This window comes from Streptomyces specialis, assembly GCF_001493375.1.
In the GTDB taxonomy this organism is placed as follows: Bacteria; Actinomycetota; Actinomycetes; order Streptomycetales; family Streptomycetaceae; genus Streptomyces; species Streptomyces specialis.
The window spans coordinates 224425-237478 of record NZ_LN929769.1 but is presented as its reverse complement, the minus strand read 5'-3'; the positions used below and the strand labels follow the sequence as shown (position 1 = coordinate 237478).

The 13054-nt window shown below is 72.9% G+C and carries 14 protein-coding genes; 9 read left to right on the top strand and 5 right to left on the bottom strand.

Going from position 1 to position 13054, the window contains the following annotated elements; translation table 11 throughout:
- Nucleotides 1-1524: an LCP family protein gene (locus tag BN2279_RS06315; protein ID WP_059007258.1), complete on the bottom strand. Its 1524-nt coding sequence runs from the start codon at nt 1522-1524 to the stop codon at nt 1-3.
- A gap of 202 nt (nt 1525-1726) precedes the next feature.
- Between BN2279_RS06315 and BN2279_RS06310 the strand changes: the two genes are divergently transcribed.
- The 3 genes from BN2279_RS06310 (at nt 1727) to BN2279_RS06300 (ending at nt 4353) form a co-directional block, all read left to right on the top strand.
- A complete protein-coding gene (locus tag BN2279_RS06310; protein WP_234347499.1) occupies nt 1727-2920 on the top strand; it encodes a peptidoglycan recognition protein family protein in 1194 nt (397 codons plus the stop codon).
- 39 nt (nt 2921-2959) lie between these two features.
- Entirely contained in the window at nt 2960-3886 is a 927-nt protein-coding gene (locus BN2279_RS06305; protein WP_059007256.1) for a DNA-3-methyladenine glycosylase family protein, read from the top strand.
- A gap of 71 nt (nt 3887-3957) precedes the next feature.
- Nucleotides 3958-4353 carry a DnaJ family domain-containing protein gene (locus BN2279_RS06300; RefSeq protein ID WP_059007253.1) on the top strand — a complete coding sequence of 132 codons (396 nt, stop codon included), beginning with the start codon at nt 3958-3960 and terminating at the stop codon, nt 4351-4353.
- A 30-nt stretch (nt 4354-4383) separates the two neighbouring features.
- Here BN2279_RS06300 and BN2279_RS06295 read toward each other — a convergent pair whose 3' ends face one another.
- Complete coding sequence (locus tag BN2279_RS06295; RefSeq protein ID WP_059007251.1) at nt 4384-4902, bottom strand: acyl-CoA thioesterase; 519 nt, start codon at nt 4900-4902, stop codon at nt 4384-4386.
- Nucleotides 4903-5020: 118 nt separating this feature from the next.
- Between BN2279_RS06295 and BN2279_RS06290 the strand changes: the two genes are divergently transcribed.
- Nucleotides 5021-6328, top strand: a complete 1308-nt coding sequence (locus BN2279_RS06290) for an LCP family protein (RefSeq protein ID WP_059007249.1) — start codon at nt 5021-5023, stop codon at nt 6326-6328.
- 97 nt (nt 6329-6425) lie between these two features.
- Here BN2279_RS06290 and BN2279_RS06285 read toward each other — a convergent pair whose 3' ends face one another.
- Nucleotides 6426-6818: a VOC family protein gene (locus BN2279_RS06285; RefSeq protein WP_059007248.1), complete on the bottom strand. Its 393-nt coding sequence runs from the start codon at nt 6816-6818 to the stop codon at nt 6426-6428.
- A 93-nt stretch (nt 6819-6911) separates the two neighbouring features.
- Between BN2279_RS06285 and BN2279_RS06280 the strand changes: the two genes are divergently transcribed.
- The 4 genes from BN2279_RS06280 to BN2279_RS30315 all read left to right on the top strand — a co-directional run bounded on the left by BN2279_RS06280 (nt 6912) and on the right by BN2279_RS30315 (nt 9492).
- Nucleotides 6912-7424 (top strand): CGNR zinc finger domain-containing protein, encoded by a 513-nt coding sequence (locus tag BN2279_RS06280; protein ID WP_059007246.1) that lies wholly within the window; start codon nt 6912-6914, stop codon nt 7422-7424.
- Nucleotides 7425-7429: 5 nt separating this feature from the next.
- On the top strand, nt 7430-8326 hold the full coding sequence (locus tag BN2279_RS06275; protein WP_059007244.1) for a 1-aminocyclopropane-1-carboxylate deaminase/D-cysteine desulfhydrase: 897 nt from the start codon (nt 7430-7432) through the stop codon (nt 8324-8326).
- Between the two features lie 83 nt (nt 8327-8409).
- Nucleotides 8410-8805: a YunG family protein gene (locus BN2279_RS06270; protein WP_407702194.1), complete on the top strand. Its 396-nt coding sequence runs from the start codon at nt 8410-8412 to the stop codon at nt 8803-8805.
- 528 nt (nt 8806-9333) lie between these two features.
- Nucleotides 9334-9492, top strand: a complete 159-nt coding sequence (locus BN2279_RS30315) for a hypothetical protein (protein ID WP_234347498.1) — start codon at nt 9334-9336, stop codon at nt 9490-9492.
- On the opposite strand, the gene BN2279_RS06265 is transcribed toward BN2279_RS30315, so the two are convergent.
- Nucleotides 9464-10132 carry a GNAT family N-acetyltransferase gene (locus BN2279_RS06265; protein WP_059007241.1) on the bottom strand — a complete coding sequence of 223 codons (669 nt, stop codon included), beginning with the start codon at nt 10130-10132 and terminating at the stop codon, nt 9464-9466. The two genes, BN2279_RS30315 and BN2279_RS06265, sit on opposite strands and share 29 nt — an antisense overlap.
- Nucleotides 10133-10172: 40 nt before the next feature.
- Complete coding sequence (locus BN2279_RS06260) at nt 10173-11534, bottom strand: UDP-glucose dehydrogenase family protein (protein ID WP_059007336.1); 1362 nt, start codon at nt 11532-11534, stop codon at nt 10173-10175.
- Nucleotides 11535-11654: 120 nt separating this feature from the next.
- Here BN2279_RS06260 and BN2279_RS06255 point away from each other — a divergent pair, with 120 nt between their 5' ends.
- The gene (locus BN2279_RS06255) at nt 11655-12815 is read left to right on the top strand and encodes an acyl-CoA dehydrogenase family protein (protein ID WP_079031891.1); all 1161 of its coding nucleotides are present in this window, start codon (nt 11655-11657) and stop codon (nt 12813-12815) included.
- The last annotated feature ends 239 nt before the right edge of the window (nt 12816-13054 follow it).

Sequence of the window (13054 nt, the reverse complement as noted above, 5' to 3'; positions counted from 1 at the left end):
TCACCAGATGTGGGCGGGGTTGACCGGCATGCACTTCTCATCGGCCGAGTCGGTGCCGGAGAGGATGTCCTCCTCGTCCACGACCGGACCGTCGTCCGCGCCGCCGGTGCCGCCTGTGTCGTCGGTGGCGTCCGTGTCGCCGGTGGCGTCGGGGGCTCCGGGGAACGTGGTGCCCTCGCGCCAGTCGGCGCCGACGACCAGGGTGATCTGCTGGACGTCCGGCGAGACGCGGACCGCGCTGTCGGGCAGGCCCAGCGCCTCGGCGACGGATCTGGCGTTGGCCTCGGCGGCGGTGTCCGGGTAGAGCACCTCGGTGGTCGGCGAGGACTCGGGGGTGGTGTCGGTCACGGCGGCGGTGAAGCCGAGGCGGTGCAGCTCGTCGGTGATCACACCGGCCCGGCCCTGGACCGGGTAGGGGAACTCCGTGCCGTGGCCGGTGCCGTTGCGGACGCCGATCGCGATGCCGGCCGCGGGGTCGGCGGTCTCCTCGGGGGACGCCGAGGCGTCGTCCCCGCCGTCGTCCCCGGCCCCGTCGTCGGACCCGTCGTCGGCGGGGCGGGCGTCCTGGTCGTCCAGCGGGATGTCGTCGCGGACCAGCTCGAACAGCTCCTCCGACGCCACCGGGTCCGGGATGATCGTGACGTCCGGGTTCGCCGGGTCGGGGAGCCAGGGCAGGGTGACCATGTTGATGCGGTCGTTGGGGACCGACCGCAGGTCCGTTCCCAGGTCGTAGAGCTTCTGGACGGTGCCGAGACCCTCGTCGACGGTGAGGGCGTTGGTCGCCGCCTCGGCCAGGTCCATCAGCTCGCCGGGGTCGGTGAGGGAGGCGCTGTTCTGGAGCTCCTCGACCATGTTGCTCAGATACATCTGCTGGGCGTGGGTGCGGCCGATGTCGCTGCCGTCGCCGAACGCCTTGCGGGTGCGCAGCCACTGGAGGGCCTGCTCGCCCTCGATGACGGTCTCGCCGGCCTCCAGCCGCAGGCCCGACTTGGAGTCGTAGATGTTGTCCTCGACGCAGACCGGCACACCGCCGACCGCGTCGGCCATGTCCACGACGCCGGCGAAGTCGACCATCATGAAGTGGCTGATGGGGATCTCGGTCAGCTCCCACCAGGTGGCGACGACGCAGCCGGGGCCGCCGTGCGAGAGCGCCGTGTTGATCGACGCCGCCGCCTCCGCCGGGTACACCTCGCCGGTGTCCGGGTCGGTGCACTCGGGGATGGGGACCTGGGTGTCGCGCGGGATGCTGATCAGCGTGATGTTGCTGCGGTCCGCCGAGGCGTGCAGGAGCATCTGGACGTCGGCGCGGACCGGGCCGCCGGCGAGGTCGCTGGCACCGCCGAGTTCCTGGTTCTCCTCGCCGTCGCGGGAGTCGGAGCCGAGCAGGAGGATGTTGAGCGGGACCTGGCCGTCGGCGTTGGGCTGCGCCTCGCCCATCTCGCTGTTGCCGAGGTTGAGTTTTTCCTTGTCGATGTTGTTGTTCAGGTGGCGGATGTAGAGCGCCCCATCGTGTCTTTTAGGCAAATGCCGATCGGCCGCAGCATCACTCCTCTCTCCTCTTCGTCGGCAGCGTCAGTTGTGTATAAGAGACAGGGTCACGCATGGGTGGAGGAATGTGACCGGTTATGTCCTGATCGGTGTCATGCGATCACTCTTTGCTTATCCCCGTGCTTCCTCTTCCGGTCCGTCGCCCGCCCGGGGCCTGGCCGCCCGTTCCGTGGCGACGGTGGGTGCCGTGTGCCTGGCGGCGCTGACCCTGCCGTCCGGCGCCCTCGCCGCGCCGGCACCCACGGCGTCCGGTGCCGCGTCCGGCGCCTCGGGCGCCGGTGGCATCCAGTCGCTCCCGTTGCAGCCCCTGGACGACCACACGCGGGCGGGCGGTGAGCCCGCCGATCCGGCCGTACCCGAGGGCACGCAGGGCCTGCCGTCCACGGAGACCGATCCGTTCTCGATGCTCGGCGTCATCTGGACGGACGCGACGGCGCACCTGCCGGGCGAGGTGGAGGTGCGCACCCGGGCCGAGGCCACCGGCGCCTGGTCGGAGTGGCGGGACCTCGACGCGAACGCCGCCCACGCCCCCGACCCCGGCACGGCCGAGGCCGGTGGTCCCGGGGTGCGCGGCGGAACGGTCCCGCTCTGGGTCGGCCCCTCGGACGGGGTGGAGGTACGGGTCGTGCCCGGCGGGGACACCGACACGGAAGGCGCGACGTCGCTGCCGGAGGGGCTGCGACTGGAGCTGATCGACCCGGGCGAGAGCCCCGAGCCGCCACCGGGCGAGGAACCCCCGCCCACCGGGGAACCCCGGGCGGCCGGCGAATTCGAGGGCCCGCGCCCGCCGATCACCATCCGCTCCGGGTGGGGCGCGGACGAGAACCTGCGCGAGGACGGATTCGTCTACACCGACACGGTCAAGACGGTCTTCGTGCACCACACCGCGGGCACCAACGACTACTCCTGCTCCGAGGCCCCGGCGATCATCCGCGGCATTTACAAGTACCACGTGGAGAGCCAGGGCTGGCGCGACATCGGCTACAACTTCCTGGTCGACAAGTGCGGCGAGATCTACGAGGGCCGGGCCGGTGGCGTCGCGGAACCCGTCCAGGGCGCCCACACCCTCGGGTTCAACCACAACAGCATGGGCGTCTCGGTCCTGGGCACCTACTCCAGCACCGCGCCCAACCGGGACATCCTCGACTCCCTCTCCCTGCTGACCGCGTGGAAGCTCGGCCTGCACGGCGTCGACCCGGAGGGTTCGAAGAACCGCACGTCCAGCGGCGGCACGTACCCGGAGGGCACGACGATCAAGCTGAAGAACGTCTCCGGCCACCGCGACGGCTACAACACCGACTGCCCCGGCGACGAGCTGTACGGCGAGCTGCCCGGCATCCGCAGTCTGGCCGCCGACCTCCAGGGCAGGTGACGCCCGTCCGGCACGGGCCAGTGGGTAGATTGCTGCACCATGCCGGAACGAAGCGCGCCGGAACGAAGCTGGGCCCCGCCCGAACCGTACGACCTGCGCCGCAGCCTGCTCGTGCTGCGGCGCGGGCCGTACGACCCGGCGTTCCGCACCGCGCCCGACGGCGCGCTCTGGCGTGCCACGCGCACCCCCGAGGGCGCGGCGACGCTGCGGATCGCGCGCGGCGCGACGGGGACGGTCGACGCGACGGCCTGGGGGCCGGGCGCCGACTGGGCGCTGGACCGGCTGCCCGCGCTGCTCGGCGCGGACGACCAGCCGGAGGCGTTCGTCCCGCGCCACGGGCTGGTGGCGCGGGCCATGCGCCGGCACGGCGGGCTGCGGCTGATCCGGACCGGGCTGGTGCTGGAGTCGCTGATCCCGTCGATCCTCGAACAGCGGGTGACGACGGAGGAGGCGTACCGGGCGTGGCGGCTGCTGCTGCGGTGGTACGGCGAGCCGGCGCCCGGCCCCGGCGCGGAGCTGGGGATGTGGGTGATGCCCGAGCCGCGCGTCATCGCGCTGGTGCCGTCGTGGGACTGGCACCGGGCGGGCGTGGACGCCAAACGGTCGTCGGCGGTGCTGCGGGCGGCGCGGCTCGCCCGGCGGATGGAGGAGGCGGCGGGCATGGCGCTTCCCGACGCCACGGCCCGGTTGCTGGCCGTGCCCGGCATCGGCCCCTGGACGGCGGCCGAGACGTTGCAGCGGGTACTCGGCGCTCCGGACGCGATCACGGTCGGGGACCTGCACCTGCCGGGGATCATCGGCCACGCGCTCGGCGGCGAGCGGGACGCGGACGACGCGCGGATGCTGGAGCTGCTGGAGCCGTACGCGGGACAGCGGTACCGGGCGGCGCGGCTGATCCTGCTGACCGGTGTCGTCCCGGCACGGCGCGCGCCGCGTCAGCGGCACGCGAGGATCGCCCGCCTGTAGACGGGCGGCACGGGGGCCGTACCGTGGACGGGGTACGGAGCATCGCCCCCACGCCTGTCCCGGAGACGACGATGACCGAACGCAAACCGCCCGGTGTTCCCTTCGAGTCGTGGGTCGACAGGCAGATCCGCGAGGCGGAGGAACGGGGCGCCTTCGCCGATCTGCCGGGGGCCGGGCGGCCGTTGCCGCACCTGGACCGGCCGCACGACGACCTGTGGTGGGTCCGGCGGAAGATGGCCGAGGAGGGGCTGTCGTTCCTGCCGCCGACGCTGGCGCTGCGCAAGGAGGCGGAGGACGCCCTGACGGCGGCGGCCGGCGCGCGCGACGAGGCGGAGGTGCGGCGGATCGTGGCGGAGATCAACGAGAAGATCGACGCGGCGCTGCGGCGCCCGATGTCCGGGCCGCCGCTGAACCTGGTGCCGTACGACGTGGAGAAGATCGTCGCGGAGTGGCGCGCGGCGCGGTGACGGGTGTCCGGCGTCGTGCCGGGCGCGGGGTCAGGCGGGCGGGACGCCGTTCCGCTCGCGCAGTTCCTTGATCTCCCGCCGCCGGGCCAGGCGGTGCGTGCGGCGGATCTGCGCCTCTTCGAAACGGCGGCGGTCGCGGTCGTTGTCCGGGATGACGGGCGGCACCGCGCGGGGCCTGCCGTTCTCGTCGACGGCGGCGAAGACCAGGTAGGCGCTGCCGACCTGGCCGGCGGGGGTCGACTCGTTCCACCGCTCGGCCATCACCCGGACGCCGATCTCCATGGAGGTGCGGCCGGTCCAGTTCACCTGCGCGTGGACGTGCACCAGATCGCCCACCCGCACCGGCACCAGGAACACCATCTCGTCCATCGACGCCGTCACCGCGGGCCCGCCCGAGTGCCGTCCGGCGACGGCCCCGGCCGCGTCGTCCACCAGCTTCATGATCACGCCGCCGTGGACGGTGCCCAGGAGGTTCACGTCGGCCTGGGTCATGATGTGCGAGAGCGTGGTGCGGGACGCGGCGGTGGGCTTGCCGGGGAGGTCGTTCATGCGCGCCAGCCTAAGCCGGGGCGCGCGCCCCGCGCGGTGCCGGGGGATTGCATCAGCTCTGACACATTCATGACCACCGGCTGCTGCCGTCCGCCGGGCCCGGGCACACTTGACTGTCATGAGCGACTGGCCCGCCGGGCGGAGCGACGACGAGCAGAACCGGAACCGGGACCGGGAGCGTTACGGCCGAGGGGCTGCCGGCAGCCCGCGTCCGGAGAACGCCCGGGTCATGCCGCATGTCCAGCGGCCACCGCGACAGCGCGCCCCCGAGCCGCGACGCCCCGAGGACCCCGGGTACGCGGCGGCGCCGGGTTACGACTCGGGCTACAACGAGGGCCAGGTCTACCGGGGCGCCGGCCGCCCCCCGCACGGGCCCTCGGTCCCGCCGCAGGGACCGTACGCGGGCGACACCGGCGCGCGCCGTCCGCGCGGGCCGCGCGGCCCCGCCGGGCCGCGGAACTGGCGCCGCCGCATCGGCTACTCGGCGCTCGGGCTGGTCCTGGTGCTGCTGATAACCGCGGTCGGCACGTACATCTGGGCCGACGGAAAACTGCGCCGCGAGGTGGACCTGGCGTCGATCGAGGACCGCCCCGAGGGCGGCGAGGGCACCAACTTCCTGATCGTCGGCTCCGACAGCCGCGAGGGGCTGAGCGAGGAGGAGCAGCAGGAGATGCACACCGGCAGCACCGAGGGCCAGCGGACCGACACGATCATGATCCTGCACGTCGGCGCGAACGGGAACACGATGGTCAGCCTGCCGCGCGACTCGTGGGTGACGATCCCGGCGTTCACCGGCTCGGTCACGGGGAACCGCATCCCGGAGTCGCAGAACAAGATCAACGCGGCCTACTCGTCGGAGGGTCCCGAACTGCTGGTGCGGACGGTGGAGTACAACACCGGGTTGCGCATCGACCACTACGCCGAGATCGGCTTCGGCGGCTTCGCGAACGTCGTGGACGCGCTGGGCGGCGTCGAGATGTGCTTCGACGAGCCGGTCCAGGACGAGAACTCGGGCGCGGACTTCGAGGCCGGCTGCCAGACCCTCGACGGCGCGGAGTCGCTGGCGTTCAACCGGCAGCGGTACCAGGAGGCGGAGGGCGACCTGGGCCGGACGCAGAACCAGCAGGAGTTCCTGGGCACGCTGGCCGACCAGGCGGCGTCGCCGGGGACGCTGCTGAACCCCTTCACGCTGTACCCGACGATGAGCGCCAGCCTGGACGCGCTGATCGTGGACGAGGACATGAGCCTGTGGGACCTGCGCGCGATGTTCTGGGCGATGCGCGGCGCGACCCGGATGAACATCCCGGTCGCCGACCCCGGCTTCGCGACGGACAAGGGCTCCGCGGTGCTGTGGGACGAGGCGCAGGTGGATCTGCTGATGGAGCAGCTCATCAACGACGAAGAGGTGACCGTCGGCCAGGAGTGACCGGCGGCGGCGGGTGCGGTGGGGCTTCGCGCGCGACGCGGAGCCCCACCGCCGTTCCCGGCGGGCGCGGAGGCGGAACGGGTGCCCGGCCTCGTGCTCAGCAGGCGCAGAGGCAGAACGGGTGCCCGACCGGGTCCGCGTAGACCCGCCAGTTCCGCTTGCCGTCGTGGTCGCCCTCCAGGAGCGTCGCGCCCAGGCGGAGCACCTCCCGCTCGGCGGCGTCGAGGCGCTCCTTCGGCACGGAGAGGTCGAGGTGGAACTGCTGCGGCTTGTCGGTGCTCGGCCAGATCGGCGGCTGGTACCCCTCCGACCGCTGGAAGGCCAGCTTCTGCCCGTCCGGCCCGACGAGGTCCACCCACTCGTCCCCGTCCTCGCCGGCGCTCTCGTCCCCGGCCTCGATCTTCCAGTCGAGGACGGCCGCGTAGAACTCGGCCAGCTCCCGGGGATTGGGACAGTCGAGAACGGTTACCCCCATCGTGGCGACAGCCATGCCGCTTCTCCCTCCGTGTGTCGTTACCCGCATCCCTCGTCTACCGGTAACTCGGTTACCTCATGATGGCGCAGTACCAGTAACGTGGCAACCGTGAGCGCGGCAGACAGACGGACGCCCGGCGGGCTGGTCCTGATCGAGGAGCTGATCAACACCCTCACCCTGCCGTCCGGCCCCGACACACTCGCCGGCTTCGCGGAGCGGCACGGCCTGCCGCTCCCCGGTCTGGCGACGCTGCGCGAGGCCCTGCGCGAGGCGTGCGTCGCCCACACCGGCCCGGACATGCGCCCGGAGCGGGCCGCCGAGCTGACCGGCCTGCTGGCGGCGGCCCCGCTGACCCTGACGGTGGACGCGGCCGGGCGGGCCACACTGGCCCCGGCGCCCGGCCTCTCCCCCACCGCCGCGTTCACCGCCCGCGTCGCGGCGTCGATCGCCGCGGCCGAGACGGACGGGGCGTGGGCGCGGCTGAAGGCGTGCGAGGACGAGACGTGTCGCTGGGCGTACTACGACCACAGCCCGGCGGGCCGCAGGCGCTGGTGCTCGATGCAGGTGTGCGGGGCGCGGGCGAAGATGCGGTCGTACCGGGCGAAGCGGCGCGGGGAGTGAACGCGATGCCGCCGCCGTCCCCGCTGGTCACGCTGACGGACCCGGCCCTGTCCCGGGCCGGTGTCGAACTGCGCCTGAAGCGCGACGACCTGCTCGACCCGCGCGTTCCCGGCAATAAGTACCGCAAGCTGCTGCCCAACCTGCGGGCGGCCGTCGCCGCCGGGCACACCCGCCTGCTGACCTTCGGCGGCGCCTACTCGAACCACATACGCGCGGTGGCGGCGGCAGCGGCGGATCACGGCCTGGAGAGCGTCGGCCTGATCCGGGGCGACGAACTGGCCGACGCGCCCCGCAACTGGTCGCTGGCGGCGGCGGAGGCGGACGGGATGCGCCTGTCGTTCCTGGACCGCAGGACCTACCGCGCGACGCTCGCCACCCTCGCCGCGCCGGAGACGCGCGGGCGCCTGCGGCGGGCCTGGGGCCCGTGCCACATCCTCCCCGAGGGCGGCTCCAACGTCCTGGCCGCCCGGGGCGCGGCCGGACTCCCCGCCGAACTCCCCGGCCTCGGCCCGCGCGACATCGTCTGCTGCGCGGTGGGCACCGGCGGCACGCTGGCCGGCATCGCCGCCGGACTCCCCCCGGGCGCCCGGGCGTTGGGCGTCGCGGCCCTCAAGGGCGCTTCCGGCTACCTGGAGTCGGAGGTCACCCGCCTCCACGAGGACGGCTGGCGGCGGACGTTCCCCAACTGGCGGATCCACCACACGCACCACGCGGGCGGCTACGCCCGGGTCTCCCCCGGACTGGCGGCGTTCACGGCGGAGTTCGAGGCCCGCCACGGTCTCGCGGTGGAACGCCACTACGTCGCCAAGGCCCTCCACTGCGTCCACGACCTGGCGGCGGCCGGGACGTTCCCGCGCGGAACACGGGTGACGGTGGTGGTGACGGGCCCCGCCACCCCGTGACGCCGGACGCGCCCGCCCCCGGGACCCGAAGCCCGGTGCCCGCGTGCGGCGTCACCGGCGGATTGTCAGTGGCGGCTGCCAGGATGAGGGGCGTGACGACATGGGTGCTCAGTGACATCGAGGACGCGGTGCGCGCCAGTTGGGGCGCGGACACGTGTACGCCGGAGTACCGGCCGCGCTGGCGGCCGGAGAATCCCGCCCGGGACCAGTGCGGAGCGACCGCGTTGGTGCTGAACGACCTGCTGGGCGGCGAGCTGGTCCGTGGCGAGGTGCGTGCCGGCGGCGAGCGGACGGACTACCACTGGTGGAACCGTCTGGGCCTGGGCGTCGAGATAGACCTGACGCGGGAGCAGTTCGAGCCGGGCGAGGTCGTCGTCGGGCCGGTCGTCGTCCCCCGTCCGGTGGAGATCGTGCGCCTGCGGGCGGAGTACGAGCTGTTGCGGGACCGGGTGCTGGAGAGCCTGTCGCGGAGCCGCTGACCGGCGCCGGCCGTCCCCGGTCCGTGACCCCGCTCGCCCGCGGCCTTCTTCACGCTGCGCGGTCGGCCCTGCACCATGGGTCGTGGCCGGTGTGATGCGGGAGGTGGGTCGTGGCGCGTGCGGCGATGCGCAGGGTGGCGGGGGTGGCCGGGGTCCTGGCCGCGACCCTCGGGGTGACGGCCGGGGACGCGGCCTCGGGACGAGGCGGGAACGGCGCGGCGGAGACGGCGAGGGTGGCGGGCAGTGGGGCGTTCCGGTTGCCCTTCGCACTCGACGACGACGTGCGGGCGTTCACCCTCGACGCGCGGGGGGTGCCGTACAGCAGGCCGGTGCCGGGGTCCCCGGACGGGCTGCCGACGGACGCGGTGGGGACGGTGGCGACCTTCCACTACGACGCCGACGACGGCACCACCGCGTCCGCGCGGGCGGACGTGGACTGTCTCGTCACCGGGCCCCGGACCGCGACGCTGACCGCCGTCACGCGTGGACCCGGCGGTCCCCGCCTTTGCTCTGGCTGGGGTGCGTCAGATGTGTATAAGCGACCGGGACCGGGTCGGGCTGTCGTGGGCCGTGGGCGGCCTGCCGGTCGGCGGGGCGCCGGCCGGGGTCGGCGCCTGCCTGGCCCCGGCCCCGTTCGCACCCGTCGTGCGCGGCGGGTTCACCGTGCTGCACGCGGAGTTGGAGTGACCGCGCCGAAGAGGGGGAGGCAGGGTTCCAGGCCGGTGAGGGAGACGGGGACGGTGCGGTGCGCCGCCCAGCGGGCCCGTGTCACGCGGAGGCGGTGGTCCGTCACACGGCGGTCGCGGACCGCGTGGTGGGCGATGCCGTCGTGTTCGTAGCCGAGCTTCTTCGAGACCGTCAGGGACGCGGTGTTGTGCGCGAACGCCGAGGAGACCGCCTCCTCGGCGCCCAGCCCTTCGAACGCCAGGTGCAGGATCGCCGCGCGCATCTCCGTGCCGATGCCCTGCCGTTGATACCGGGCGCCCAGCCACGAGCCGCTGCCCGTCTGCCGGACGACGGCGAAGTCCCGGGCGTTGACGGCCTGCGTGCCGACGACCCGGCCGTCCATCAGGACGACCAGCGGCAACGACCAGTCGGCCGGTGTCCACGCGGCCCGGCAGCGCCAGTGGTACTGGAGGACGGAGCGGGCGCGTTCGGCCGGGGGAAGGTCCGTCCACGGGACGAGGAACGGCATCTCCTCCGGCGGGTGCACTCCGGCCACCGCGAGATCGGCCAGCTCGGCGAGTTCCTCGTCCGCCGGCAGCCGCAGTTCCAGGCGCGGCGTGGTGAGGCGCAGCCCGGCGAGAGGCCAGTGGTCGGTCAGCATGCGCCGATTGTCCGGCGCGGCGGCCCGGTGGTCACGCGGATTACGCCGTGGGGCGGCCCAGGGCGCGGTAGGTCCAGTTCGCCTTGCGCCACAGCGCCGGGTCCAGCGTGTTGCGTCCGTCGAGGACGTGGCGCGTGGACACCACCTCGGCCAGGGCGGCCGGGTCGAGTTCGCGGAACTCGCGCCACTCCGTGAGGTGCAGGACCGCGTGCGCGCCGGTCGCCGCCTCCGTCGCCGTCGCCGCGTAGCGGAGGGTGGGGAAGAGCCGCTTGGCGTTCTCCATCGCCTTGGGGTCGTAGACGGTCACCTCGGCTCCCTGGAGGTGGAGCTGGCCCGCGATGTTGAGGGCCGGGGAGTCGCGGACGTCGTCGCTGTCCGGTTTGAAGGCCGCGCCCAGGACGGCGACGCGCTTGCCGAGCAGCGAGCCGTCGAGCGTTTCCCTCGTCAGCTCCACCATGCTGGCGCGCCGGCGCATGTTGATGGAGTCGATCTCGCGGAGGAACGACAGGGCCTCGGACGCGCCGAGTTCGCCCGCGCGGGCCATGAACGCCCGGATGTCCTTGGGCAGGCAGCCGCCGCCGAACCCGATGCCCGCGCGGAGGAACTTCTTCCCGATCCGGTCGTCGTGGCCGAGCGCCTCGGCGAGCTTCACGACGTCGCCGTCCGCCGCCTCGCAGATCTCGGCCATGGCGTTGATGAAGGAGATCTTGGTGGAGAGGAACGCGTTGGCCGCCGTCTTGACGAGTTCGGCGGTCGGCAGGTCGGTGACGAGGAACGGGACGCCCTCCGCGACCGGCTTGGCGTAGACCTCGCGGAGCAGCGTCTCGGCGCGCTCGCTCGTCACGCCGACGACGATCCGGTCGGGGCGGAGCGTGTCCTCGACGGCGAAGCCCTCGCGCAGGAACTCCGGGTTCCAGGCCAGCTCGGCGCCCTCGGCCGGGGCCAGCTCCGCGACGCGGCGGGCCAGACGGGCGGCGCTGCCGACGGGGACCGTGGACTTGCCGACGACGAGCGCGGGCCGGGTGAGGTGCGGGGCCAGGGACTCGACGGCGGCGTCCACATAGCTCATGTCGCAGGCGTACTCCCCCGGCTTCTGCGGGGTGTTGACGCAGATGAAGTGGATGTCGCCGAACGCGGCGGCGTCGGTGTAGGAGGTGGTGAACGACAGCCGGCCGGACGAGCCGGGCAGACCGCTGACATGGCGGCGGAGGATGTCCCCCAGACCGGGCTCGTAGAAGGGGACCTCGCCCCGGGAGAGCGACGCGATCTTGTCGGGCAGCACGTCCAGGCCCAGAACCTCGAAACCCAGCTCCGCCAGGGCCGCCGCGTGGGTGGCGCCGAGATATCCGGTGCCGATGACCGTGATCTTGGGAAGGGCCCTGGGCTGGGTCTGCGTAGGCATGGTCATGAGCATAAACCGGGGGTTGTCGGCAAGCTCACCTATCCGGCGGCGGTCGCGCGACCGTAGGATTGCTTGTTACTTAACAGTCGTTAGCATCGTCGCTCGCAGGGAGTGAGACAGGTGGCTGGAGCCGCAGACTTCGACCTCTTCCGTCCGGCTGAGGAGCATGAGTTGCTCCGGGAGTCGGTCCGTGCGCTGGCGGAGGCGAAGATCGCTCCGTTCGCGGCGGAGGTGGACGAGGAGGGGCGTTTCCCTCAGGAGGCGCTGGACGCGCTGGTGGCGGCTGATCTGCACGCGGTGCATGTGCCGGAGGAGTTCGGGGGTGCGGGGGCGGACGCGCTGGCGACGGTGATCGTGATCGAGGAGGTCGCGCGGGTGTGCGCGTCGTCCTCGCTGATCCCGGCGGTGAACAAGCTGGGGTCGATGCCGGTGATCCTGTCGGGGTCGCCGGAGCTGAAGGCGAAGTACCTGGCGCCGCTGGCGGCGGGCGGGGCGATGTTCTCGTACTGCCTGTCGGAGCCGGACGCCGGCTCGGACGCGGGCGGGATGAAGACCCGCGCGGTCCGCGACGGCGACCACTACGTGCTGAACGGCGTGAAGCGGTGGATCACCAACGCGGGCGTGTCGGAGTACTACACCGTGATGGCGGTGACCGACCCGGACAAGCGGACCCGGGGCGGGATCTCGGCGTTCGTGGTGGAGAAGTCGGACGAGGGCGTGTCGTTCGGGGCGCCGGAGAAGAAGCTGGGCATCAAGGGCTCTCCGACGCGTGAGGTGTACCTGGACCAGGTGCGTGTGCCGGCGGACCGGATGATCGGCGCGGAGGGCACGGGGTTCGCCACCGCGATGCGGACGCTGGACCACACCAGGATCACGATCGCCGCGCAGGCGCTGGGCATCGCGCAGGGCGCGCTGGACTACGCCAAGGGGTATGTGCGTGAGCGCAGGCAGTTCGGCAAGCCGGTGGGGGACTTCCAGGGGATCCAGTTCATGATCGCGGACATGGCGATGAAGCTGGAGGCGGCACGGCAGCTGACGTACGCGGCGGCGGCGAAGTCCCAGCGCGAGGACGGTGACCTGACGTTCTTCGGCGCGGCGGCCAAGTGCTACGCGTCGGACGTGGCGATGGAGATCACCACCGACGCGGTCCAGTTGCTCGGCGGCTACGGCTACACCCGTGACTACCCGGTCGAACGCATGATGCGCGACGCCAAGATCACCCAGATCTACGAAGGCACCAACCAGGTCCAGCGCATCGTCATGGCCCGCAACCTCCCATAGGCCGCACAGGGCGAGAACCGCCAGGGCCGACGAGAAACGGGCAGACCGACTAGTACGGTCCCCGCGCACGCGGGGGTTGGTCCGAGGGGCTTGCCCGTGCCCGGGAGGCATGGCGAACGGTCCCCGCGCTCGCGAGGTGGTTCTGGGCGTGCGCCAGGCAGAGGCGGCGCTCCGGCCGTCTTCGGGTGTCCGGAACCCGCTCCGGTGCGGCCCTCCCCTTCGCGCGGGCGGGAGCGTTG

Coding starts and splice junctions, on each gene's coding strand:
- BN2279_RS06305 (WP_059007256.1), top strand. CDS start 2,960: ATGCCGGAACGAAGCGCGCCGGAACGAAGCTGGGCCCCGCCCGAACCG.
- BN2279_RS06300 (WP_059007253.1), top strand. CDS start 3,958: ATGACCGAACGCAAACCGCCCGGTGTTCCCTTCGAGTCGTGGGTCGAC.
- BN2279_RS06295 (WP_059007251.1), bottom strand. CDS start 4,902: ATGAACGACCTCCCCGGCAAGCCCACCGCCGCGTCCCGCACCACGCTC.
- BN2279_RS06290 (WP_059007249.1), top strand. CDS start 5,021: ATGAGCGACTGGCCCGCCGGGCGGAGCGACGACGAGCAGAACCGGAAC.
- BN2279_RS06285 (WP_059007248.1), bottom strand. CDS start 6,818: ATGGCTGTCGCCACGATGGGGGTAACCGTTCTCGACTGTCCCAATCCC.
- BN2279_RS06275 (WP_059007244.1), top strand. CDS start 7,430: ATGCCGCCGCCGTCCCCGCTGGTCACGCTGACGGACCCGGCCCTGTCC.
- BN2279_RS06270 (WP_407702194.1), top strand. CDS start 8,410: ATGAGGGGCGTGACGACATGGGTGCTCAGTGACATCGAGGACGCGGTG.
- BN2279_RS30315 (WP_234347498.1), top strand. CDS start 9,334: ATGTGTATAAGCGACCGGGACCGGGTCGGGCTGTCGTGGGCCGTGGGC.
- BN2279_RS06265 (WP_059007241.1), bottom strand. CDS start 10,132: ATGCTGACCGACCACTGGCCTCTCGCCGGGCTGCGCCTCACCACGCCG.
- BN2279_RS06260 (WP_059007336.1), bottom strand. CDS start 11,534: ATGCCTACGCAGACCCAGCCCAGGGCCCTTCCCAAGATCACGGTCATC.